Genomic DNA, 22,394 nt, shown 5'->3' on the forward strand with positions numbered 1-22,394 from the left:
CTATCCTTAGCTCAGTGACGCATGATCGGGAGCCGTTCGATGTCCAGGATCGATCCAGCGAAAAAGAATGAGCTGCCGGTCTCCGATGCGCTGGAAAATGCATCCCGTGTGTTGGCCGTTGAAGCTGAAAAGAAGAAATGGATTGAAGACAATCGGGCAGCTTTTGCTGCCTATGATGCATTGGTCGACAGGCTTGGCCTTTTTGGTGAAGAGTATCGGAATTTCGAATGAGATTTCTTGACGTTTGCCTTAATCCGGCGGCGCAGGGGAAGAAAAACCATCCCATTCCCTATTTTCTGATCGTTCAGGGTGATTATGTCGGCATCGACCGAACCCGTGTTGTGGTTCCCTTGATCCGGTCGTCCGAAGTTGAGACTCCAATTCCCAAGATCATGCCGTCGATCACGGTCGGCAACGAAGACTTCGTGGTTGTGACGCCGCAGATTGTCGCTTTTCCGGTTGCAAAAATTGGTGTCGTCATCGCCTCGGCTCTTCATGCTCAATCCGACATCCGCCGCGCCATCGATGTTCTGACAGGCGACTTTTGACGGTCACCTCCGAAACCGACCTTTACGCGCCCGTCAAAGCCTTCCTCGAAGCCCAGGGCTATGACGTGAAGGCCGAGATCCACGGCTGCGATCTCGTCGCCACGCGTGGGGGCGAGCCGCCGGTGATCGTCGAGTTGAAAAAGCGCTTCACCCTCGACCTCGTGCTGCAGGGGGTGGACCGGTTGGCGGTCAGCGACAGCGTCTATCTTGCCGTGCCGCAGCCGGGGCGCAGGGCGACCGGGCCGTCGCCGCTGGACAGCGACGTGAAGAAGCTCTGCCGCCGGCTGGGGCTAGGCCTGCTGATGGTCGATCCGGGGCTGGCGGAGGGGCAACGCGTCGCCGTGCTGCTCGATCCAATTCCCTATACGCCGCGTAAGGACAGGAAGCGCACCCACCGGCTGCTGGGCGAGCATGCCCGCCGGGTCGGCGATCCCAACCGCGGCGGCTCCACCCGCGTCGCCATCGTCACTGCCTATCGCCAGGATGCCCTGCGCATCGCCCGCATGCTGCGCGACGGGCCGCTGACCGTCGCCGCGCTTCGCAAGGCGGGGGCGCCGAAGGATGTCGGGCCGATGCTGCTGCGCAACGTCTATGGCTGGTTCGAGCGGGTGGGGCGGGGCACCTACGGCCTGACCCCGGCAGGCGTGCAGGGGGTGGAGGCGTTCGCCCATGCGCTGGCGGAGGGGTGACACCCCGCACCGCCAAGCCTATGATCGGCGCCACAAAACCATGAACGCACAGGCTGGAGCCGGCTTTGTCGGACTACATCAGCAACCTCGTCGTCTTTTTCGTCGTCGTCGATCCGCCGGGGCTGGTGCCGCTGTTCATCGCGCTGACCCGTGGATTCGAAGACCGCCACAAGCGCATCATTGCGCTGCGCGGCACCGCCATCGCCTTCGTGGTGCTGGTCTTCTTCGCCTATTTCGGCAAGGTCGTGTTGCAGACTCTCTCCATCGAGATGCCGGCCTTCCGCATCGCCGGCGGCGCGCTCCTGTTCTGGATCGCCTTCGAAATGCTGTTCGCCAAACGCTCCGAACGGAAGGAGCGCGACACCGGCGAGGCGATGACCGACGAGGACGCCCACGACATCGCCGTCTTCCCCCTGGCGGTGCCGCTGATCGCCGGGCCGGGCGCCATCACCTCCATCCTGCTGCTGATGGACCGCGCGGGCACCACGGTGGCGGGTCAGGTCAGCGTGCTGGGGGCGGCGGCGACGGTGATCGGCGGGGTGACGCTGATCCTGCTGGGCGCCGACCGGGTGGGGCGGCTGCTGGGCCGTACGGTGATCCACACGGTCAGCCGGGTGCTGGGCATCGTGCTGGCGGCGCTGGCGGCGCAGACGATCATTTCCGGGATCACGGCGGTTTATCCGCCCCACTGACCGGCCGGCCACAACACTCCGTATGTCCCGCGAATCCCTTGTGCTGTCGGGTTTAAGCCTGAAAGACTAGTCTCCTTTCCACGGCAGCCGCTCACTCTACATCGCCTCTTGCCACATCGGCGCCGGGCAACCGCCCGGCGTGTGCGTTTCCACGCGCCCAAACAAAAAGAGGCGGCGGCCATGGAACTCGATCCACTGATCCTGTCGCGGATTCAGTTCGCGTTCACGATCTCCTTCCACATCCTGTTTCCCAGTTTCACCGTGGGGCTCGCCTGCTGGATCGCGCTGCTGGAAGCGCTGTGGGTCGGCACCGGCAAGGGCATTTACCGCAGCCTGTCGGAATTCTGGACGCGAATCTTCGCGCTGTCCTTCGGTCTGGGCGTGGTATCCGGCATCGTGATGTCCTATCAGTTCGGCACCAACTGGAGCCGCTGGTCCGACACGGTGGGCAACGTCCTGGGTCCGCTGATCCAGTACGAGGTGGTGACCGCCTTCTTCCTCGAGGCCGCCTTCCTGGGCATCATGCTGTTCGGGCGGGACCGGGTGCCGCGCGGCATCCACCTGATGGCCGCCTGCCTCGTGGCGCTGGGTACGCTGCTGTCCTCCTTCTGGATCCTGTCGGCCAACAGCTGGATGCACACGCCGGCCGGCTTCGAGATCCGGGACGGCCGCTATTTCGTCACCGACTGGTGGCAGGTGGTGTTCAACCCGTCCTTCCCCTATCGCCTTGCCCATATGGTGACGGCGATGTTCCTGACGACCAGCTTCGTGGTTGCCGGCATCAGCGCCTTCTACCTTCTGAAGCGCCGCCATTTCGACCATGCGAAGCTGGGCCTCAGCATGGCGCTGGCGCTGATCACCGTGCTGGCGCCGCTGCAGATTTTCCTGGGCGACGAGCATGGGCTGAACACGCTGGAGCACCAGCCGGCCAAGATCGCGGCGATGGAAGGCAACTGGGAGGGCGGACCACGCGCGCCGCTGATCCTGTTCGGCATTCCCGACGTGGAGAAGGAGACCAACCACTGGGAGGTCGGCATCCCGGCGCTGTCCAGCCTGATCCTGACCCACGACTTCAACGGCAGCGTCCCCGGCCTGAAGCAGTTCCCGGTGGACGAGCGGCCCGACCCGCGCATCGTCTTCTGGACCTTCCGCCTGATGGTCGCCATCGGCTTCCTGATGCTGGCGGTGGCGGTGGTGCATCTGGTGCTGCGTTTCCGCGGGCGGCTGTACGGCAGCGACTGGTTCTTCCGCGTGCTGGTGGGCTGCATGCCCATCGGCTTCATCGCCATCCTGGCCGGCTGGTTCACCACCGAGATCGGGCGCCAGCCCTGGGTCGTCTACGGCCATATGCGCACGGCCGATGCGGTCACGCCGTCGCTGACGACGGAAGCGGCGCTGATCTCGCTGCTGTCCTTCGTCGTCGCATACACCGTCATCTACGGCGCCGGCACCTATTACCTGATCCGCCTGCTGCGCATCGGCCCGACGCATGTCCATGACGCCAAGCAGCCGCCGGAGGCGCAACGGCCCAAACGGCCGCTGTCCGCCACCGACCAGTCCATCGAACCAGCGGAGTGACCCCCATGCAGGAGATTGCGGAAGGAAGCATTCTGACCCTGATCTGGGTCGGGATCGTCGGCTTCGCGGTGTTCATGTATGTGCTGATGGACGGCTTCGACCTCGGCATCGGCATCCTGTACCCGTTCGCACCGACGGAGGAGGACCGCGACACGATGATGAACACGGTGGCGCCGGTCTGGGACTTCAACGAGACCTGGCTGATCCTGGGCGGGGCGGGGCTGTTCGCCGCCTTTCCCATCGCCTATGCCGTGGTTCTGCCGGCGATGTACATCCCGCTGCTGGTCATGCTGATCGCGCTGATCTTCCGCGGGGTGGCGTTCGAGTTCCGCTTCAAGGCGCGGGCGGGCCGGCATTGGTGGAACCGCTCCTTCTTCTTCGGATCGCTGCTGGCGACCTTCGCGCAGGGGGTGATCCTGGGCTCCTTCATCCAGGGGATTCCGGTGTACGAGCGGCAGTTCGTCGGCGGCATGCTGCACTGGCTCTCCCCCTTCGCGCTGTTCTGCGGGGCGATGCTGGTGGTCGGCTATGCGCTGCTGGGGGCGACGTGGCTGATCTGGCGGACCATCGGGCCGCTGCAGGACTGGTGCTATCGCATGGCGCGGGGGCTGATGCTGGTGGTGCTGGCCGGGGTCGCGGTGGTCAGCCTGTGGACGCCCTTCCTGCTGCCGCAGATCGCCGAGCGCTGGTTCTCCATGCCCAACATGATCTTCCTGTCGCCGGTGCCGATCGTCACGGCGGTGCTGGCCTTCGCCCTGTGGCGGGCCATCGACAACAGCCGCGAGGTGGCGCCCTTCGTGCTGTCGATGGCGCTGTTCGCCCTGTCCTACCTCGGCCTCGCCATCAGCCTGTGGCCGCACCTGATCCCGCCCGGCGTCACCGTGTGGGAGGCGGCCAGCCCGCCGGAGACGCAGGTCTTCCTGCTGGTCGGCATGGCCTTCCTGATCCCGTCGATCCTGGGCTACACCGCCTACTCCTATTGGGTGTTCCGTGGAAAGGTGACGGGCAGCTTCGGTTACCATTGAGCAGAGGAGGCGCCCCGTCCTAAAAACGGGCCGGATCTCGGGGCAAGTGAAAGGGTTGGGGCCATGGATATCGACATCAGCTTTGCCGAGGCGATGCTGCGCCGTGGCGCCGGCCTGCTGGAAACCGGACCGGATGAAGCGGGGACCGATCCCTTTGCGGTTCTGGCCCGGCTGCTGGCCGCCGCCGCCGCGACCGACGCGCCGCTGGTGGTGCTGAGCGAGGGTGGCAGCCATTCCACCCTGTTCGACGAAGCCGCCCGCCGTGCCGGGGACCCGCTGACCGTCCGCCTCGCCGGCCTCGCCGCCACCCGGCAGGGCGAGCGCGCCACGATGTACGAGTTCGACGGCACCGGGCCGCTGACCGGCAACCGCATCGTCGCCGCCCTGCTGCGGCCCGAGGAGCGGCCCGACCTGCTGCATGTCTACATCGCCGTCGGCCGGCTGCGCGGCGGCGAGGCGCAGATCACCGTGCCGCCGGCGCTTCTGCGGTTCGACGCCGCGGCTCTGGGCCAGACGCTGGGGCTGCTGGGAGATGCGGTGTCGCGCAGCCCGAACGCCGCCACCGCGGCACTGGCCCACGCCGCTGTGGTTCTGCCGATGGAAGGGCATGAGCAGGGCGGCATGCCGGCGGCGCTGCTGGACCTCTATTGGCATGCGCTGACGCTGGCGTCGGTGCGGGCGGACGGGGGTTTGGCGGTGATGACGCCGGAGGGGAGTGCGTGAGGGTTGGCTTTGAATGCCCCCCTCCTTTGCAATTCATTTGAAACTCTTTCCCGCGCTGCCGATCTGGTGACAGAGTTGACGTCGGTGAAATACTGCGTCACATCGTCACCAGTTCATCGGGAGCAGCCATGCGCCAGCGCCTCCGCTTCTATCTCGGCGACGAGCTTCGGGAGATCGACGCGGTCGATCCGACCCTGACGGTGCTGGATTGGCTGCGGCTGTCGGAACGGCGGGTCGGCACCAAGGAAGGCTGTGCGGAGGGCGATTGCGGCGCCTGCACCGTGGTGGTCGGGCGGCTGGACGGCGATACGCTGCGTTACGAGGCGGTGAACGCCTGCATCCGCTTCCTCGCCACGCTGGACGGTTGCCGGCTGCTGACGGTGGAGCATCTGAAGGGACCGGACGGCGCGCTGCATCCGGTGCAGCAGGCGATGGTCGATTGCCACGGCTCGCAATGCGGATTCTGCACGCCGGGCTTCGTCATGTCGCTGCTGGCGCTGTACCTGAACGAGGAGCGGCCCGACGGGCAGCGGATCGACGACGCGCTGGCGGGAAACCTGTGCCGCTGCACCGGCTATGAGCCGATCGTCCGCGCCGCTCATGCCATGTACGGGATCGGTGACCGGGATGCTGACCGCTTCGCCGACCGCGATGCCATGGCGGAGAAGCTGACGGCCCTGCGGGACGAGGAGATCCTCAGCATCGGTGCCGGCGGGCGGCGGTTCCTGGCGCCGGCCACCGTGCCGCAGCTGGCGCAGCTCCTGCTCGACAATCCCGGCGCCACCATCGTGGCCGGGGCGACCGATGTCGGGTTGTGGGTGACCAAGTTCCAGCGCGTGCTGGCGACCGTCATCTACACCGGCCGGGTCCGCGACCTGCGGCGGATCGAGGATCGCGGCGACGCGCTGGTGATCGGGGCCGGGGTGACCTACAGCGACGCGGCGGAGCGGATCGCCGCGCTCTATCCCGATTTCGGCGAGCTGATCCGCCGCATCGGGGCGGAGCAGGTTCGCAACATGGGCACCATCGGCGGCAACATCGCCAACGGCTCCCCCATCGGCGACACGCCGCCGGCGCTGATCGCCTGCGGCGCCACCCTGCGGCTGCGGCGCGGCGGGGAGACACGCGAGCTGCCGCTGGAGGACTTCTTCATCGAATACGGCAAGCAGGACCGCCGCGAGGGCGAATTCGTCGAGGCGGTGATCCTGCCCAAGCCGGAGGCGGGGATGCGGTTCCGTGCCTACAAGATCGCCAAGCGCTTCGACCAGGACATCTCCGCCGTCTGCGGCGCCTTCCGCCTGACGCTGGACGGCGAGGGGCGGGTCGCCGACATCCGCATCGCCTTCGGCGGCATGGCCGGCACGCCGAAACGAGCCGGCGGGGCCGAAGCGGTGCTGCTGGGCCGTCACTGGACCGAGGAAAGCGTGACCCAGGCGATGGACGCGCTGGCCGGCGACTACACGCCGCTGAGCGACTGGCGGGCCAGCGCGGGCTATCGCTCCATGGTGGCCGCGAATTTGCTGATGAAGCTGTATGTCGAGACCAGCGACCCGGCGGCGGACACCCGTCTGGTCGGCGACCGGAGGCTTGCACATGCCTGATTCCATGGCGCCTGACGTCACGACCCCCATCACGCCTGCCGCCCCGGCCCGGATCGAGGGCGCCGTGCATGAGTCGCGCCGGCATGAAAGCGCACACAAGCATGTCAGCGGCGAAGCGGTCTATGTCGACGACATCGCCGAGCCGGCCGGGCTGCTGCACGTCTATCTGGGGCTGAGCAGCCGGGCGCATGCGCGCATCCGCTCCATCGACCTGTCGCCGGTGCGGCAGGCCCCGGGCGTGGTCGCGGTCTTCACCGCCGGCGACGTGCCTGGGGTGAACGATATCGGCTGCATGGGCAAGCATGACGAGCCGCTGTTCGCCTCGACCCTGGTCGAGCATGTCGGGCAACCCATCTTCGCCGTCGCTGCCGAATCCCGCGATCAGGCCCGCCGTGCCGCCAGGCTGGCGGTGGTCGAGTATGAGGAGCTGCCGGCCGTCCTGACCATCGCCGCCGCCCGCGACGGCGAACGGACGCTGGTCACCCCGCCGATGACCTTGCGGGTCGGCGACGCCGATGCGGCGCTAGCCGGGGCGCCGCACCGGGTGGAGGGGCGGCTCGCCATCGGCGGGCAGGAGCATTTCTACCTGGAAAGCCAGATCGCCATGGCGGTGCCCGGCGAGGACCAGGAGGTGCTGATCCATGTCTCCACCCAGCACCCGACGGAGGTGCAGCACATCGTCGCCCATGTGCTGGACGTGCCGGACGCCGCGGTGACGGTGGAGGTTCGGCGGATGGGTGGCGGCTTCGGCGGCAAGGAGACGCAGTCGAACCTGTTCGCCGCCTGCACCGCGCTGATCGCCAAGCGCACCGGCCGCGCCGCCAAGCTGCGTCCCGACCGCGACGACGATTTCCAGGTCACCGGCAAGCGTCATGATTTCGAGATCGACTATCGCGTCGGCTTCGACGACAGCGGGCTGATCCAGGGCGTCGACATGCTGTTCGCCGCACGGGCCGGCTATGCCGCCGACCTGTCGGGGCCGGTGACCGACCGCGCGCTGTTCCATGCCGACAACGGCTATTTCTATCCGGCGGCGCGGCTGGAATCGCTGCCGCTGAAGACCAACACGGTGTCCAACACCGCGTTCCGCGGCTTCGGCGGTCCACAGGGCATGGTCGCGGCGGAACGGGTGATCGACGAGATCGCCTTCGCGCTGGGCAAGGACCCGCTGGAGATCCGCAAGCGGAACTTCTACGGCACCGATCCCGAGAGGGATGGCCGCAACCTGACGCCCTATCACCAGACCGTCACCGACAACATCCTGCCCGAACTGGTGGCGCAGTTGGAGGACAGCAGCGGCTATTGGGCGCGCCGGGAGGAAATCCACGCTTTCAATGCCAAGAGCCGCATCCTGCGCAAGGGTCTGGCACTGACGCCGGTGAAGTTCGGCATTTCCTTTACCGCCAGCCATTACAATCAGGCCGGCGCGCTGGTCCATGTCTACACCGACGGCAGCATCCAGCTGAACCATGGCGGCATCGAGATGGGGCAGGGGCTCTACACCAAGGTCGCCCAGGTGGTGGCGGAGGAGTTCCAGGTCGATATCTCCACCATCCGGGCGACCGCCACCAGCACCGGCAAGGTGCCCAACACCTCCGCCACCGCGGCGTCGTCGGGCTCCGACCTGAACGGCAAGGCGGCGCAGGCGGCGGCCCGCACCATCAGGGAGCGGCTGGTCGCCTTCGCGGCGGAGAAATGGGACGTGGCGCCGGACGCGGTGCGGTTCGAGCGCAACCGGGTGCTGGTCGGCGACCAGGACATGAGCTTTGCCGATCTGGTCCGTGCCGCCTATATGGCGCGGGTGCAGCTGTCGGCAACCGGCTTCTACAAGACGCCGAAGATCCATTGGGACCGGGCGGCGGGGCGCGGCACGCCGTTTTATTACTTTGCCTATGGGGCGGCCTGCGCCGAGGTGACGGTGGACACGCTGACCGGCGAGTATGTCGTCGACCGGGTGGACATCCTGCACGACTGCGGCCGGTCGCTGAACCCGGCCATCGACAAGGGGCAGATCGAGGGCGGCTTCGTCCAGGGCATGGGCTGGCTGACCATGGAGGAGCTGTGGTGGGATGGGCAGGGCCGCCTGCGCACCCATGCGCCCAGCACCTATAAGATCCCGGCCTGTTCGGACCGTCCGCGCATCTTCAACGTCGCGCTGCTGGAGAATGCGCCGAACCGCGAGGACACCATCTTCCGCTCCAAGGCGGTGGGCGAGCCGCCCTTCATGCTGGGCATGTCGGTGTTCCACGCGCTGTCCGATGCGGTGGCGAGTGTCGCCGGGCACCGGATTTGCCCGAGGCTGGACGCGCCCGCCACGCCGGAGCGGGTGTTGAGCTGCATCGCGGGACTGCGGGAGCGGGTGCGAAATGGCGGCGAATGCCCCCTCCCTAACCCTCCCCCGCCGTTGGCGGTGGAGGGAACTGCCGCCGCCTCGCAAAAGGCCCCCTCTCCCGCTGAAAGCGGGGGAGGGTCGGGGAGGGGGCAAGACACCTTGCCACTCTCCCCCGAACCGGCATGACCTCCCTCTCCACCACCCTCTCCGACTGGCTGTCCCAGGGCGCATCCGCCATCCTCGTCACCGTCGCCGAGGCGCGCGGCTCCACCCCGCGGGAGGAGGGGGCCGGCATGCTGGTGGGGCGGGAGGCCTGCGCCGGCACAGTCGGCGGCGGACGGCTGGAATGGACCGCCATCGCCACCGCGCGGCGGATGCTGGAGGACGGCACTCACCTTGAGACGCTAGACCTTCCGCTGGGGCCGGCGACCGGCCAGTGCTGCGGCGGGCATGTCGTGCTGCGGCTGGAGCGGGCCGACGACGGCACCGTCGCCGCGTTGCAGGAACGGGAGAACCGGGCGCGGGAGGCGCGGGCCGACGCTGCTGCTGTTCGGGGCCGGCCATGTCGGACGGGCCATGGCGACAGCCTTCGCGCCGCTGCCGCTGCGCCTGCAGTGGATCGACGGCCGGGCGCAGGAGTTCCCCGAGACGATCCGGCGGGGGTGGAGCGCATCCTGACCGACAGCCCGCTCGACCCGCTGGCGGGGGCACCGGCCGGGGCGGGCTATCTGGTGCTGACCCACAGCCACGCCCTGGATTTCGAGATTGCCGAGGCGGCGCTGCGCCGGGGCGACGCCGCCTATGTCGGGATGATCGGCTCGGCGACGAAGCGCGCCAAGTTCGAGCGCTGGTTCAAGGCGCGCGGGCGGGACGTGAGTGCGCTGGAGCGGCTGACCTGCCCAATCGGTGCGGCGCTGACCGGCGACAAGCGGCCGGAGGTGATCGCGGCGCTGGTGGCGGCGGAACTGCTGGTGGCGTTTGCGGTTCCCTCCTGTGTCTCCCTCTCCCCCCCGGGGAGAGGGTCGGGGTGAGGGGGGCCGCTTCGAGGATTTCTTCGGCTGCGCCGAACCCCCTCATCCTAACCTTCTCCCCAGGGGGAGAAGGGATTCTCCAGGGGAAGAAGGGACTATGGCAGCGGACCTCGCGCGTTACCCCATCGCCTCGGCTCCCGACACCAGTTCGATCAGTTCATTCGTGACCTGTTCCTGGCGCAGGTGGCGTGCCGTCGCGGTCAGTTCGTCCAGCGTGGTTTCGATGTTGTGGCGGGCCGTCATCATGGTGGAGAGGCGCGCGGCGTTCTCGGCGGCGAAGCTCTCCATCGCGGCATCGGCGAGCAGGGCGAAGACATACTCGTCCACCAGCCGGGCGATCAGGTTGCGGGGCGGCATGTTGATCAGCGGCGGCACCGTCCGGGCGCCGTCCCGCGGCAGGCCGAGCGGCAGCAGCGGCCGGCGCACCAGTTCCGGCGGCGCACCCGCGTTGGTCCGGCCGTAGAGCAGCTCCACCCGGCCCAGCCGCCCGTCCGCCGCCGCGAGGTAGAGTGCCTCGGCGATGCGCCGGGCGGTGGCGGTGACGGCGTCGGTGTTGGTCGCCATCGCCGTGCTCCAGGCCGGCGGACGGCCGCGTTCCTCCAGCAGGACGGCGCCGCGCGACCCCGCTACCCACAATGCGCAGCCCGGTGGCGCCGCCAGCGCCGCATCGACCAGCTTTTCGGCGAAAGCGCCGACGAAGCCGTGCTCCGGCGTGAACAGCACCCAGGCGCACTGGCCGTGTCCGTTGACCGGCCAGTGCGGCGGCGCGTCGTCCAGCAAGGCTGCGGCCTGGGCCAGTGCCCCGGCGATCACCTCGGCATAGGCGCGGGTGCCGGCCAGCGTGCCCAGCGCCTGCTGCAGCCGCATGGCGGCAAGAGAGCGCATGACGTCGGTCACTGCCTCCAGATCCTGCACGCTGGCGCGGCGTGCCTCGACCTCCGCCAGCCGTTCGGTCATGGCGCCGCTCCGGTGAAGCCCGAAACAGCCTGCGCGATCAGGTCGCGCAGGGCCGCCTTGGCGTCGTCGTCCAGCGTCTCGCCGATATGCGGCGGGCGGGCGGCAACCAGACCCGCCAGTGCCGTCTGGAAGCGCGGCATCGCTTCCAGCGGCAGCCGGTCCAGCGTGCCGTCGGCCAGCGCCAGCAGTTGCGCCGCCTGGACTGCCAGCGGGCGGGGCGACAGGTGCCGTTGCGCCAGCAGGGCCCGCATGCGCCGGCCGTGCTCCACCGCCTTGCGCGTCCGCTCGTCCACCAGACCGCCGAAGCGGGTGAAGACCTCCAGCTCCAGGAACTGGGCGTAGTCGAGCCGCAGCGGTTCGGCCAGGGTGCGCAGGGCCGGCGGCTGGGCCTTGCCGCCGACGCGCGACACGCTGCGGCCGATGTCGACCGCCGGCTTCTGACCCTCGTAGAACAGCTTGGCGTCGAGGCAGACCTGACCGTCGGTGATGGAGATCAGGTTGGTCGGGATGTAGGCCGACAGGTTGCCGCCCTGGGTCTCGGCGATGGGCAGCGCGGTCAGTGACCCGCCGCCCCTGGCCGGGCTGAGCTTGGCGGCGCGTTCCAGCAGGCGGCTGTGCAGGTAGAAGACGTCGCCCGGATAGGCCTCCCGCCCCGGCGGGCGGCGCAGCAGGAGCGAGAGCTGGCGGTGGACCGCCGCATGCTTGGTCAGGTCGTCGACGATCACCAGGGCGTGGCGGCCGCTGTCGCGGAAATGCTCGGCCATGGTGAAGCCGGCATAGGGCGCCAGCCATTGCAGGCCGGGGGCGGAATCGGCGGCGGCGATGACGAACAGGGTGCGCGCCGCGGCGCCGCCCTGGCGCACCGCTTCGATGGCCGCGCGCAGGCCGGACGCCTTCTGGCCGACGGCGACATAGACGCAATACACATCCCCGTCGGTCTGGTTGAGGATTGCGTCCACCGCGATGGCGGTCTTGCCGGTGGCGCGGTCGCCGATCAGCAGCTCGCGCTGGCCGCGGCCGAGCGGAAACATGGCGTCGATCACCGCGGTGCCGGTCAGCAGCGGTTCGGACACCGCCGCGCGCTCGGCAATGGTCGGAGCGGGACGCTCCACCGGCTCCCACCCGTCGGCCTCGATGGGCGGACCGTCGTCCAGCGGGTTGCCGAGCGGATCGACCACCCGCCCCATCAGCCTGTCGCCGACCGGCACGCGCAGGATCGTTCCGGTGCCGTGGACGGTGCCGCCGGCGGCGACCTGCGTGGCATCGCCCAGCAGGATGCAGCCGATCCGGTCATCCAGGTCCATGGCGAGCCCGGCGACCCCGCCGGGGAACAGCAGAAGCTCGTCCACCCGCACATCGGGCAGGCCGGAGACATGGGCGATGCCGTCGCCGACCGACTCCACCCGCCCGACCGATTCCAGCCGCGCGGCGGTGTCCAGCCCGTCCAGCCGGCGCAGCGCGCCCGGCATCCAGGCGTCGAGCGCGTCCTCAAGCGACGGGGTCGGCATCGGTTCTTGCGGAGTCATGACGGGTCATCTCCTCCTTCGCCTCGGCCAGCGTCTGTTTCCAGCTGCGGCGGACGACGCTGTGGGCGAAATGCAGCTCCACACCGGCGATCAGCGACGGGTCCTCGGTCAGTTCCAGCGCCACCGGCCGGCCCAAGGCGTCCGCCAGCCGGTCGCGGGCGCGGGCGGCATCCTCGTCCGGCAACTGGCCTGCCGCGACGATGCGTACCGGCACCGGATCGGTCCCATCCGCCAGGGCATGGCGCTGGGCGGCGGGCAGCGCCTCCAGCGCGGCGCAGGCCTCCTCCAGCAAGGGACGGGTCAGGGCGCGTGCCGGGGCGTCGCGCAGCAGGCGGGTCGCCAACTGGGTGCCGAGATCGGCGGCGTGGCGTTGCAGGGCGCCCAGCGCCTGCGCCCGCTCCTCGGCCAGCCGGGCGCGCGCCTCCTCCAGCGCATGGTCTGCTTCGGCCCTGGCCTTATCGAGCAGGGCGGCGCGTTCGGCCTCCGCCTCGGCGCGGGCGGCGGCGATCAGGCGGTCGCGTTCGGCCGGCAGGGTTGCGCGCTGGTCCTCCAGGGTCCGGCGCGCGGCTTCGGCGGCTCGGCGCGCGGCCTCCGCCTCGGTGCGGACGCGCTCGGTGGCGGCCTGCCGCTCGGCGATCACCGCCAGGACCGGGCGGTAGAGGAAGCGGCGCAGAAGCCAGACCAGGATCAGGAAATTGACCGCCTGGAGCAGGATCGTCCAACCGTCGATGTGCATGACGGGCTCCGGAGTTGCCGCGGTCAGGCGAAGGGGTTGGCGAACAGCAGAAGCAGCGCCACGACGAGGCAGTAGATCGCCATCGTCTCGATCATCGCCAGGCCGACGAACAGGGTGCGCGACAGGGTGTTGGCGGCTTCCGGCTGGCGGGCGATGGCCTCCATCGCGGCGGCGACGGCGCGTCCCTCCGCCAGGGCCGGCCCGATGGCGCCGACCGAGACGGCCAGCGCGGCACCGAGGATGCTGATCGAATGGACGTCCATGATTCCTACCCCTTTTCTATTGTCCCGACCGCGCCGCCGATGAAGACCGCGGCCAGCACGGTGAAGATGTACGCCTGCACGAGGCCCAGCAGCAGCTCCAGCGCCATCAGCGGCACCGGCACGAACAGGCCGGCCAGCGACAGCACGATGGCGATGACGAACTCCCCGCTCATCACGTTGCCGAACAGGCGGACCGACAGCGAGAAGGCGCGCGTCAGCTCCGACAGGATGTTCAGCGGCAGCAGCAGCGGGGTGGGGTGGGCGAAGCCCTTCAGGTAGGGCCACAGGCCGCGACGGCGGATGCCCAGCGCCTGGGAGGCAAGAAGCACGACCAGCGCCAGCGCCGCCGCCGTCTCCAGAAAGGCGGTCGGCGCCTTCAGCCCCGGCACCAGCCCGGACAGGTTGGCGACCGCCAGATAGAGGAACAGCGTGCCCAGGAGCGGCAGGAAGGGCGTGGCGTCGGCCTGCATCGTCTCGGCGATCTGCCGGCGCAGGGTCTCCACCACCAACTCCAGCACGGTTTGGACGCGGCCGGGCCGCTCCACCCGCAGGCGCCGCGTCGCCAGCGATGCGCCCAGCGTCATGACCGTCATCAGTCCCCAGGTGACGACGACCGGCAGGGTGACCGGGACCGGTCCCAGCAGGAAGACAACCGGCGTCGTCAGGGGCGAGTCCGTCATGGCGTTTCCGCCTCCACCCGCTTTTCGCGCCGGACCACGAGGCTGCGGGCCAGCTGGAACCCGGCCAGCATCGCCAGCAGCGCCTCCGCCCCGCCCCACAGGGCAGCTATGGTGAAGCCGGCGGTGGCGGCGGCCAGCCGCAGCAGATAGAGCGGAACCGCCCGCCGGACTCCGCCCGCCACATAGAGCCGGGCGGTCGCGGCCAGACCGCGGAAGAACAGGGTTCCCAACGCCAGCCCCGCCAGCGCCCCGGCCAGGATGGGAAGAAGATGGGGGGCGGTCATCGCGTCAACGCTCCTGCTCGATACGGGTCCAGGCGAGCCATCCGCCGAGCACCACGCCCGCGAACAGCAGCGCCGCCGTCCAGAAAATCCCGCCGCCCGCCCGTTCGTCGAGCCAGCGCCCGGCGAACAGGCCGGCCAGCGTCGGCACGATCACCAGCCAGCCCAGCGCGCCGATCAGGGCGAGGTTGCGGCCCATCGGCCGTTCGCCCTCGCGGACCCAGCGCTCCCGCCGTTCGCGATGGCGGCGGACGCTGCCGGGAAGCGGATCCTTGTCGTCGGTCATGGCGCCTCCTCCCCGCCGTCGGGAGTGGGGGCGAAGGGGGTATTGGGGCGGCGGTCGGGGCGCAGATAGGCGAGGATGTGGCGGATCGCGGCCAGATGCATGCGGCGGGCGCCGCTGCGCGCATCCCCCTCCTCCTCGCGGGTCGCGGCGGAAGCGGGCGAGCACGTCGCGTTCCAGGGCGTGGAGGTCGTCGCCGACCACCGCCTCGCGCGTCGCCACCGCGATCCGGGCGCCGTCCCGGATGGTCAGCACCCCGCCGCGCACGGCGCAATGGCCTTCGCGGCCGTCGGCGGTGCGCCAGCTGATGACGGAGATCGCCAGGGCGGTCAGCAGGTCGGCATGGCCGGGCCAGATGCCGAAGCGCCGCTGGCATCTTCCGCCCGCAGGTGACGGAGGCCGGTGAGCTGCGCGGCGACGGAAGTGGGGGTGGTGACGATGAGGGACAACTCTTCCGCCCGCCCACGCCTTGATCCCCTCTCCCCCCTGGGGAGAGGGTTAGGGTGAGGGGGATACGTGGCGGGACCTTTGGGAAAATCCCGCAGCGCTTCCCCCTCACCCCGACCCTCTCCCCGGGGGGAGAGGGGGATATTCCCGGATTCTCGTTCATCCCATCCTCCCGGCGCGGTCGCGCACCTGATCCAGGGTGCCGGTCATGAAGAAGGCGCTTTCGGCCCAGTCGTCGCCTTCGCCGTCCAGGATGGCGCGGCAGCCCTTCAGCGTCTCTTCCAGCGGCACGCTGACGCCGCCATGGCCGGTGAAGGCCTCCGTCACCAGGAAGGGCTGGGTCAGGAAACGCTGCAGGCGGCGGGCGCGGCCCACGGCCAGACGGTCGGCGGCGCTCAGCTCCTCCATGCCCAGCAAAGCGATGACGTCCTGCAGTTCGCGGTAATGGGCGATGGTCTTGCGCACATCCTCCGCCAGCCGGTAATGCGCCTCCCCCACCACCAGCGGATCGAGCAGGCTGGAGGTGGAACTCAGCGGATCCACCGCCGGATAGAGCCCCTCCGCCGCCATGGCGCGCGACAGCACGATGGAGCTGTCGAGATGGCTGAACAGCTCCGCCACCGCGGGATCGGTGAAGTCGTCGGCCGGGACATAGACCGCCTGGATCGCCGTCACCACCGCGCCGGGGGTGGAGGCCACCCGTTCCTCAAGCTCGGCGATCTCGCTGGCCAGCGTGGGCTGGTAGCCGACGCGCGACGGCAGGCGGCCCAGCAGCCCCGACACCTCGGCGCCGGCCTGGACGAAGCGGAAGACGTTGTCCATCAGCAGAAGCACGTCCAGCATTTCCTCGTCGCGGAAATGCTCAGCGATGGTCAGCGCGGTCAGGCCGACGCGCCAGCGCGCACCCGGCGGCTCGTTCATCTGGCCGAAGACGAGCGCGGTGCGGTCGAGCACGCCGGAGCGCTTCATCTCCTCCCACAACTCCTGCCCCTCGCGGGAGCGCTCGCCGATGCCGGCGAAGACGGAGATGCCGGTGTGGCGCTCCACCATCTTGCGGATCAACTCCATCACCAGCACGGTCTTGCCGACCCCGGCGCCGCCGAACATTGCGGCCTTGCCGCCGCGGGCCAGCGGGGCCAGCAGGTCGATCACCTTGATGCCGGTCTCCATCAGGTCGCGGCGCGGGCTGCGCCGGGCCAGCGGCGGAGGCGGGCGGTGGATCGGCGCGCGCAGCGTTTCGGGCGGCAGTTCCGGCCCGTCGTCGCGTGCCAGCCCCATGACGTCGATCAGCCGGCCCAGCACCGCCTCGCCCACCGGGGCGGTCAGCGGGCCGCCGGTGGAGCGGGCCGGTGTGCCCCGCCGCAGGCCGGAGGTGCCCTGCAGCGCGATGGCCCGCAAGGTGGCGGCGTCGAGATGGCTCTGCACCTCCGCCACCAGCCGCTCGGGACCGTCCCACAGGATTTCCACCGCGTCGAACAGCGGCGGCAGTGCGGTTTCGGAAAGCGGATGTCGATGACGGAACCACGGACCGCGACGACGCGGCCTGGAGCCAAGCCGGAGTCCGGGGCGGCAGGCGGATCGGCAGGCGCTTGCGTGGAAGGTTTAACGGACATGGTCACTCCGGCCGATTGGGCGGAACGGGAACCGTGCAGGATGGTCGCGGTTACGGCAGTGCCCCGGCACTGCTGCGGCAGTGCTACTGCATCGAGGCCCCACCCGGCCTTCCCCGGCGGGCGGGGGAAGGGGCGCCTGGATGCTCCCGTGGATTTCTCCCGTGGGGCGGCGCCGTGGGGGGTGGAGGGCAATGCGTCAACCAGATCGACCACCGGATCCCAGCATAGCCCCCTTCGTTGCGTTGCGGCATTGCGTCAAATCAAACCCTGCCCCTATGGAATCGCCCGGCCGGGCTCCTGTGCCGCCGGGAGACCATCCGGGAGGCCATCAGCCTGGATGGTGATGGCGACGCGGCGGTTGCGCGCCATCGAGACAGGGTCGGTTCCGGTGGAGAGCGGCCGGGTATCGGCGAAGCCCACCGCCGACAGCCGGTCCGGCGGAACCCCCAGTTCGATCAGCCGCCGCACCACGCTGGCCGCCCGGCCGCCCGACAGCTCCCAGTTGGAGGGGAAGCGGCGGTTGCCGATCGGCGTGGAGTCGCTGTGCCCCTCCACCACGATGTCGCCACGGGTGGCCGCCAGCGTCGCGGCCAGCCGGCGCAGCAGCCCGTCGCCGCCCGGCGTGAGTTCCGCCTGTCCGGGAGCGAAAAGGATGCCTTCGCCGATGACGATGCCGACCCGGTTCTGCCGCACGTCGACCGCCACGCTGCGCGGCACGCCCAATCCCGCCAGCGTCTCGCGCCAGCGCTCCGCCACCCGGTCGGGCGCCGTCACCGCCACCTCGCCATCGTCCAGGCGCGGCCGCGGGTCGGGCGGCACGGCATCGGCTGCCGGCGCAGCAGGCTCGGCTTGCGGGACCGGTTCGTCGAAGAGGGGCGGGAGCGGCCGGGGTGCGGGAAGCGTGGCCGGCTGCGACAATGCCGGAGTTTCCGGCTGCGGCGTGGTCGGCAGCTGGTCCTTCAGGCTGGTGATCGCCAGCAGCATGACGAACACCGACAGCAGCAGCGTGACGAGGTCGGAGTAGCTGAGCAGCCAGATCTCCTGATCCTCCTCCGCGCCGGCTTGCGCATGCCGTTGCCGGCCCCGCCACCATCCCCAAAGCCGGTCGCCCAGGTCGGAGAGGCGAGATCCCCCGTGTCATCCGGCGCGATGCCGCCGTTCGCGGGCCTGTCGTCACGAGGTGCCATGGAGTTCGTCCCCGCGCTCGCGCACGAACTCGGCCAGCGCGTCGGCGATCACCGTCGGCGAGCGGCCGAGCCGCACCAGGATGATGCCCTCCAGCAGCACGTTCAGCATCGCCACCCGGCGTGCGGTGCGCTGTTCCAGCTTGATGGCGATCGGCTTGAAGACGAGGTTGGCCAACACCACGCCATAGAGCGTCGCCACCAGCGCGACCGACATGTGCTCGCCCACCTGGGCGATGGTGGCGGTTCCCAGCTGCGCCATCATGCCGATCAGCCCGACCAGCGTCGCCAGCAGCCCGAAGGCGGGGGCCAGACCGGCCAGCGTGCGGAACAGGCGCGATTGAACCGATTCCCGTTCGATCAGCTTCTGGATGCGCCAGTTCATCACATGCAGGATGTCGTTGACCGGCGTGCCGTCGGCGATCAGCTGAAGGCCCAGCCGCAGGAACGGGCTGCCGGCCCTGGTGCCCTGCTCCTCCGCCCGCTGGATCTGGCCGCGCTGGTAGAGCCGGGCGAAGGCAACCAGTTCCGCGATGTCGGTGGCGATGGACTCGTCGTCGCGGAAGATGGTGCGCAGGGCGGCGAGGGCGGCGCGCAGCTCGCTCGCCCGGAAGGCCATCAGGGCGGACACGGCGATGCCGCCGGTGATGATGACGGCGCCGGTCGGGTTCCACAGAGCCTCCATCCCATGGCCGAGGCCGATGTAGGACAGCAGGCCGACCGCACCGAAAAGGCCGATGGCCGTCGCATTCAACAGGCGGGTGGGACGGGAGGACGCCGCGGAGGGCGCGGGCTTGGCGGGCGCTTGGCCGGGCGCTTGGATGGACATCCGACGCCTTCGTCGTTCATTGACATTTTAACTATTAGGAACCCGTAATGACCGGCTGTCAATCGGGGGGCAGTGGGTGCGTAGGGTGAGGTCGGCAAGGCCAGGAAGCCCTTCTCCCGCAAGGGGCTATGGCATTCACACATCTCAGCGTCACTTAAGACGTTGAAATAAAGCAATCTTGTCGGCCGTCATTCCCGCGAAGGCGGGAATCCAGCCACATCCGCCGCTGATCTGCGGAGTTTCCTTGATCCCCGCCTTCGCGGGGATGACGCAAAGTTCCTTTTGTCTCGGAAGCTTAGCGATGCCTGGAATTGTGTGAATCCCATAGCCCGCAAGGGGAGAGGGGCTTTCAGGACAATCGGCTCATTGGAAGCGTCAATGTCCTGCGGCGGTCAGCCGCGCCCGAACAGGCGGCCGAGCAGGCCGGGGGGCGGGGCGGGGTCAGCCGTTTCCACAAGGGTTGGGGCCGGCTCTTCCGGCTCCTCCGCCGCGGGGCGCGGCACGCTCTCGCTCGGGTGCCAGGGTGCGACGGAGGCGGCATCCGCCGCGCGGCCCTGGAACAGGGCGACCCCGGCTGCGTGACCGGTTTCCAGCGCCGCCGGCTCGTCGCAGCGCCAGAGGACCAGCCGCCCGGCGCCGAAACGCTCCACGGCGGCGGTCAGCAGATCGGCGGCGCCGGTGGCTCCGCGGATCCACTGGGTTTTGATGAAAGCAGGCTCCAGTCCGCCGAGTTCCAGCCCGGCCAGCGCCGCCATCGGCACATGGTCCAACGCCACCGCGAAGCCGGAGTCGGCCAACCGTCCGGCCGCCGCGACCACCCGCGCCGGGGCCAGCGAAAGTTCCCAGCAGGGAAGCTCGGCGGTGATCCGGCCGCGCATCTCCGCGGGAATCGCGCGCGCCAATTCGTCGAAGCCGTCGTCCAGCACGGTGGCGGTGTGCAGGTCGACGGCGAAGGGGCGGGGATCGCGGCTGCGATCACGGGCGATATGGCGCAACAGCCCGCGGTCGAGCCGCACCGCCACCTCGTGGCGCAGCCAGGAATCGCGGCGCAGCGACAGGGAAAGCCGCGATTCCAGCTCTTCCAGCGATATGGCCAGTTCGGTGGTGACCACCGCCGGACGGCCATCGGCGAGGCTGTCGGCAAAGGACCAGACCGGCTGTTCGCGCACGATGCTGTCGATGTCGGCGCCGTGCAGAACCCGCTCCACCTCCAGCAGATGGGCGAGCGCCGCGGTCGGCGCGTGTTCGGCCGCTTCGCGCAGGGCTGCGGTGGCGTCGTTGGGAAACAGGTCGGTGAACAGGCGCTCGCCTTCCGTCGCCATGTCGTAGCGAACGGTATGGAGCGTGCCGAAACCGTGCGACGACAGGGTGTGCGCCAGCGCCCTGGCCCCGGCGTCGAGCAGCGGGGCGGCTTCGGCCGGGGCAAGGATCAGCAGGCGGGGGCCGGCGAGCCGGAACACCTCGCGCGGCTGGCTGCCCAGCCAGCTTTCCAGATAATGGTCGAGTGTCATGGAAAAGCGCGGATCGCCGCCATGCTCGATCCCGCGGAGATCGGCCAGCAGCGCGGCCAGCGGTTCCGGCGCCGCCCGCAGGGCCTGCAGGCGTGCCAGAAGCGTATGAGCTGCCGCGTCCGCCATCGCCCCATGCTCCCGACCGTTCATGGCGGAAGTGTCGCGCCGGGCGGTGCCGGTCGCAAGGGGCGATGACGCCGCGGGACAGATACGATCAGCCCATGATCTCGAACTTGATGCCCTGGGCCAGCGGCAGCGCGGAGGAGTAGTTCACCGTCGCGGTCTGGCGGCGCATGTAGGCCTTCCAGGAGTCGGAGCCGGATTCGCGGCCGCCGCCGGTCTCCTTCTCGCCGCCGAAGGCGCCGCCGATCTCCGCACCGCTGGGACCGATGTTGACGTTGGCGATGCCGCAGTCGGACCCGGCGGCCGACAGGAAACGCTCCGTCTCACGGATGTCGGTGGAGAAGATGCAGGAAGACAGGCCCTGCGGCACCGCGTTCTGCAGCGCGATGGCCTCCTCCAGCGTGTCGTAGGTCAGGACGTAGAGGATCGGCGCGAAGGTCTCGTGCCGGACCACGTCGGTCTGGGCCGGCATCTCGACGATGGCGGGGGTGACGTAGAAGGCGTCGGGGAAGCGGTCGGTCAGCGTGCGCTCCCCGCCCGTCACCGTGCCGCCCTCGGCCTTCGCCGACTCCAGCGCGCGCTGCATCGCCTTGAAGGCGTCGGCGTCGACCAGCGGACCCATCAGCACGCCGGACTCCAGTGGGCTGCCGATCGACACGGAAGCATAGGCCGCCTTCAGGCGCGGCAGCAGCTGGTCCTTGACCGAGCGGTGGACGATCAGCCGGCGCAGCGTGGTGCAGCGCTGGCCGCAGGTGCCGACGGCGGAGAACAGGATGGCGCGGAGCGCCATGTCGAGATCGGCCGACGGCGCCACGATCATGGCGTTGTTGCCGCCCAGCTCCAGGATCGAGCGGCCGAAACGCTCCGCCACCACCTTGGCGACCTCGCGGCCCATGCGGGTGGAGCCGGTGGCCGAGACGATGGGGAAGCCGGGGTGGGCGACCAGCGCCTCGCCGATCTCACGGCCGCCCTGGACGACCTGGGACAGGTTGGCCGGCGCATCGCCGAAGCGGGCGACGGCGCGATCGAAGATCACCTGGCAGGCGGCGGCGGTCAGCGGGGTCTTCTCCGACGGCTTCCAGACGACCGGGTCGCCGCAGACCAGCGCCAGCGCCGCGTTCCACGACCACACCGCCACCGGGAAGTTGAAGGCGGAGATGACGAGGCAGGGGCCGGCCGGGTGCCAGGTCTCGCGCATCGAGTGGCCCGGGCGCTCCGACGCGATGGTCAGGCCGTAGAGCTGGCGCGACAGGCCGACGGCGAAGTCGCAGATGTCGATCATCTCCTGCACTTCGCCCAGGCCTTCCTGGTAGATCTTGCCGGCTTCCAGCGAAACCAGACGGCCGAGATCCTCCTTGGCGGCGCGCAGTTCCTCGCCCAGCAGGCGGACCAGCTCGCCGCGGCGCGGGGCCGGCACCGAGCGCCACGCCTCGAAGGCGCGGGCGGCGTTGGCGACGATGTCCGACACCTGCGACGGCGCGGTCTCCGCCACCGTGGCGAGCGTGGCGCCGTCGACCGGCGACCGGGCGGTGAGCCCGGCTCCGCTGGAGGTCAGGCCGAAACGGGAGAGGATGTCGCTGTGCTGCACCGGGGTGGCTCCTTGGGTGAAAAAGCGAGGCGTTGGATGGTCCCTCTCCCGTCCCGGGAGAGGGAAGGGGCCCGCCGCGAAGCGGCGGGAAGGGTGAGGGGGAGTGCAAGTAACCATGCGGTTCATGATTCTTGGACGCCCCCTCACCCTCCCC

The 22,394-nt window shown here is 69.6% G+C and carries 21 protein-coding genes and 3 pseudogenes; 10 read left to right on the plus strand and 14 right to left on the minus strand.

The annotated features are described in order from the left end of the window. Positions 1-39 precede the first annotated feature (39 nt). The 10 genes from F1643_RS09945 (at position 40) to xdhC (ending at position 10,219) form a co-directional block, all read left to right on the plus strand. Positions 40-231 carry a type II toxin-antitoxin system CcdA family antitoxin gene (locus F1643_RS09945; protein ID WP_194912890.1) on the plus strand — a complete coding sequence of 64 codons (192 nt, stop codon included), beginning with the start codon at positions 40-42 and terminating at the stop codon, positions 229-231. Beyond that, positions 228-548 carry a CcdB family protein gene (locus tag F1643_RS09950; protein ID WP_194912891.1) on the plus strand — a complete coding sequence of 107 codons (321 nt, stop codon included), beginning with the start codon at positions 228-230 and terminating at the stop codon, positions 546-548. The genes F1643_RS09945 and F1643_RS09950 overlap by 4 nt, the downstream gene beginning before the upstream one ends. Continuing rightward, positions 545-1,237: a DUF2161 domain-containing phosphodiesterase gene (locus tag F1643_RS09955; RefSeq protein ID WP_194912893.1), complete on the plus strand. Its 693-nt coding sequence runs from the start codon at positions 545-547 to the stop codon at positions 1,235-1,237. The genes F1643_RS09950 and F1643_RS09955 overlap by 4 nt, the downstream gene beginning before the upstream one ends. Positions 1,238-1,302: 65 nt before the next feature. After that, positions 1,303-1,929: a MarC family protein gene (locus F1643_RS09960; protein ID WP_255542605.1), complete on the plus strand. Its 627-nt coding sequence runs from the start codon at positions 1,303-1,305 to the stop codon at positions 1,927-1,929. Between the two features lie 180 nt (positions 1,930-2,109). Next, on the plus strand, positions 2,110-3,507 hold the full coding sequence (locus F1643_RS09965; RefSeq protein WP_194912899.1) for a cytochrome ubiquinol oxidase subunit I: 1,398 nt from the start codon (positions 2,110-2,112) through the stop codon (positions 3,505-3,507). A gap of 5 nt (positions 3,508-3,512) precedes the next feature. After that, positions 3,513-4,532, plus strand: a complete 1,020-nt coding sequence (cydB, locus tag F1643_RS09970) for a cytochrome d ubiquinol oxidase subunit II (RefSeq protein WP_194912901.1) — start codon at positions 3,513-3,515, stop codon at positions 4,530-4,532. 63 nt (positions 4,533-4,595) lie between these two features. Next, positions 4,596-5,255: a hypothetical protein gene (locus F1643_RS09975; RefSeq protein WP_194912903.1), complete on the plus strand. Its 660-nt coding sequence runs from the start codon at positions 4,596-4,598 to the stop codon at positions 5,253-5,255. Between the two features lie 128 nt (positions 5,256-5,383). Further along, positions 5,384-6,856 (plus strand): xanthine dehydrogenase small subunit, encoded by a 1,473-nt coding sequence (gene xdhA / locus F1643_RS09980; RefSeq protein WP_194912904.1) that lies wholly within the window; start codon positions 5,384-5,386, stop codon positions 6,854-6,856. Next, positions 6,849-9,374: a xanthine dehydrogenase molybdopterin binding subunit gene (gene xdhB / locus F1643_RS09985; protein WP_255542606.1), complete on the plus strand. Its 2,526-nt coding sequence runs from the start codon at positions 6,849-6,851 to the stop codon at positions 9,372-9,374. Before xdhA ends, xdhB begins: the two co-directional genes overlap by 8 nt. Continuing rightward, complete coding sequence (gene xdhC / locus F1643_RS09990) at positions 9,371-10,219, plus strand: xanthine dehydrogenase accessory protein XdhC (protein WP_255542607.1); 849 nt, start codon at positions 9,371-9,373, stop codon at positions 10,217-10,219. Before xdhB ends, xdhC begins: the two co-directional genes overlap by 4 nt. Before the next feature lie 117 nt (positions 10,220-10,336). Here the strand turns inward: xdhC and F1643_RS09995 are convergent, their stop codons facing one another. The 14 genes and pseudogenes from F1643_RS09995 to F1643_RS10060 form a co-directional block, all read right to left on the minus strand. Next, positions 10,337-11,176 carry a FoF1 ATP synthase subunit gamma gene (locus F1643_RS09995; protein ID WP_194912905.1) on the minus strand — a complete coding sequence of 280 codons (840 nt, stop codon included), beginning with the start codon at positions 11,174-11,176 and terminating at the stop codon, positions 10,337-10,339. After that, positions 11,173-12,702, minus strand: coding sequence for a F0F1 ATP synthase subunit alpha (locus tag F1643_RS10000; RefSeq protein WP_194912906.1), 1,530 nt, complete (start codon positions 12,700-12,702; stop codon positions 11,173-11,175). Before F1643_RS10000 ends, F1643_RS09995 begins: the two co-directional genes overlap by 4 nt. After that, positions 12,665-13,438, minus strand: coding sequence for a F0F1 ATP synthase subunit delta (locus tag F1643_RS10005; RefSeq protein WP_194912908.1), 774 nt, complete (start codon positions 13,436-13,438; stop codon positions 12,665-12,667). Before F1643_RS10005 ends, F1643_RS10000 begins: the two co-directional genes overlap by 38 nt. 23 nt (positions 13,439-13,461) lie before the next feature. Further along, positions 13,462-13,701, minus strand: coding sequence for a F0F1 ATP synthase subunit C (locus F1643_RS10010; RefSeq protein ID WP_014249776.1), 240 nt, complete (start codon positions 13,699-13,701; stop codon positions 13,462-13,464). Positions 13,702-13,706: 5 nt separating this feature from the next. After that, positions 13,707-14,381: a F0F1 ATP synthase subunit A gene (locus tag F1643_RS10015; protein ID WP_194912910.1), complete on the minus strand. Its 675-nt coding sequence runs from the start codon at positions 14,379-14,381 to the stop codon at positions 13,707-13,709. Then, positions 14,378-14,665, minus strand: a complete 288-nt coding sequence (locus F1643_RS10020; RefSeq protein WP_194912913.1) for an ATP synthase subunit I — start codon at positions 14,663-14,665, stop codon at positions 14,378-14,380. Before F1643_RS10020 ends, F1643_RS10015 begins: the two co-directional genes overlap by 4 nt. A 4-nt stretch (positions 14,666-14,669) precedes the next feature. Continuing rightward, the gene (locus tag F1643_RS10025; RefSeq protein WP_194912915.1) at positions 14,670-14,948 is read right to left on the minus strand and encodes an AtpZ/AtpI family protein; all 279 of its coding nucleotides are present in this window, start codon (positions 14,946-14,948) and stop codon (positions 14,670-14,672) included. A gap of 261 nt (positions 14,949-15,209) precedes the next feature. Beyond that, positions 15,210-15,419, minus strand: a pseudogene (locus tag F1643_RS24665) (hypothetical protein); the annotation flags it as partial. A 132-nt stretch (positions 15,420-15,551) separates the two neighbouring features. Further along, positions 15,552-17,005 (minus strand): annotated as a pseudogene (atpD, locus tag F1643_RS10035) (F0F1 ATP synthase subunit beta). Positions 17,006-17,278: 273 nt separating this feature from the next. Continuing rightward, entirely contained in the window at positions 17,279-17,989 is a 711-nt protein-coding gene (locus F1643_RS10040) for an OmpA family protein (protein WP_194912917.1), read from the minus strand. A gap of 30 nt (positions 17,990-18,019) precedes the next feature. Next, positions 18,020-18,118, minus strand: a pseudogene (locus F1643_RS24670) (hypothetical protein); the annotation flags it as partial. Between the two features lie 60 nt (positions 18,119-18,178). Continuing rightward, positions 18,179-19,018, minus strand: a complete 840-nt coding sequence (locus F1643_RS10050) for a motility protein A (RefSeq protein WP_194912918.1) — start codon at positions 19,016-19,018, stop codon at positions 18,179-18,181. Positions 19,019-19,410: 392 nt separating this feature from the next. Then, a complete protein-coding gene (locus F1643_RS10055; protein ID WP_255542609.1) occupies positions 19,411-20,655 on the minus strand; it encodes a hypothetical protein in 1,245 nt (414 codons plus the stop codon). An 88-nt stretch (positions 20,656-20,743) separates the two neighbouring features. Next, positions 20,744-22,240: an aldehyde dehydrogenase family protein gene (locus tag F1643_RS10060; RefSeq protein WP_194912920.1), complete on the minus strand. Its 1,497-nt coding sequence runs from the start codon at positions 22,238-22,240 to the stop codon at positions 20,744-20,746. Positions 22,241-22,394: the final 154 nt, after the last annotated feature.

Origin of the sequence: Azospirillum sp. INR13 (assembly GCF_015390205.1) — a bacterium.
Taxonomy (GTDB): Bacteria; Pseudomonadota; Alphaproteobacteria; order Azospirillales; family Azospirillaceae; genus Azospirillum.

Coding starts and splice junctions, on each gene's coding strand:
- F1643_RS09945 (WP_194912890.1), top strand. CDS start 40: ATGTCCAGGATCGATCCAGCGAAAAAGAATGAGCTGCCGGTCTCCGAT.
- F1643_RS09950 (WP_194912891.1), top strand. CDS start 228: ATGAGATTTCTTGACGTTTGCCTTAATCCGGCGGCGCAGGGGAAGAAA.
- F1643_RS09965 (WP_194912899.1), top strand. CDS start 2,110: ATGGAACTCGATCCACTGATCCTGTCGCGGATTCAGTTCGCGTTCACG.
- cydB (WP_194912901.1), top strand. CDS start 3,513: ATGCAGGAGATTGCGGAAGGAAGCATTCTGACCCTGATCTGGGTCGGG.
- F1643_RS09975 (WP_194912903.1), top strand. CDS start 4,596: ATGGATATCGACATCAGCTTTGCCGAGGCGATGCTGCGCCGTGGCGCC.
- xdhA (WP_194912904.1), top strand. CDS start 5,384: ATGCGCCAGCGCCTCCGCTTCTATCTCGGCGACGAGCTTCGGGAGATC.
- xdhB (WP_255542606.1), top strand. CDS start 6,849: ATGCCTGATTCCATGGCGCCTGACGTCACGACCCCCATCACGCCTGCC.
- xdhC (WP_255542607.1), top strand. CDS start 9,371: ATGACCTCCCTCTCCACCACCCTCTCCGACTGGCTGTCCCAGGGCGCA.
- F1643_RS09995 (WP_194912905.1), bottom strand. CDS start 11,176: ATGACCGAACGGCTGGCGGAGGTCGAGGCACGCCGCGCCAGCGTGCAG.
- F1643_RS10000 (WP_194912906.1), bottom strand. CDS start 12,702: ATGACTCCGCAAGAACCGATGCCGACCCCGTCGCTTGAGGACGCGCTC.
- F1643_RS10005 (WP_194912908.1), bottom strand. CDS start 13,438: ATGCACATCGACGGTTGGACGATCCTGCTCCAGGCGGTCAATTTCCTG.
- F1643_RS10010 (WP_014249776.1), bottom strand. CDS start 13,701: ATGGACGTCCATTCGATCAGCATCCTCGGTGCCGCGCTGGCCGTCTCG.
- F1643_RS10015 (WP_194912910.1), bottom strand. CDS start 14,381: ATGACGGACTCGCCCCTGACGACGCCGGTTGTCTTCCTGCTGGGACCG.
- F1643_RS10020 (WP_194912913.1), bottom strand. CDS start 14,665: ATGACCGCCCCCCATCTTCTTCCCATCCTGGCCGGGGCGCTGGCGGGG.
- F1643_RS10025 (WP_194912915.1), bottom strand. CDS start 14,948: ATGACCGACGACAAGGATCCGCTTCCCGGCAGCGTCCGCCGCCATCGC.
- F1643_RS10040 (WP_194912917.1), bottom strand. CDS start 17,989: ATGCTGCTGGCGATCACCAGCCTGAAGGACCAGCTGCCGACCACGCCG.
- F1643_RS10050 (WP_194912918.1), bottom strand. CDS start 19,018: ATGTCCATCCAAGCGCCCGGCCAAGCGCCCGCCAAGCCCGCGCCCTCC.
- F1643_RS10055 (WP_255542609.1), bottom strand. CDS start 20,655: ATGGCGGACGCGGCAGCTCATACGCTTCTGGCACGCCTGCAGGCCCTG.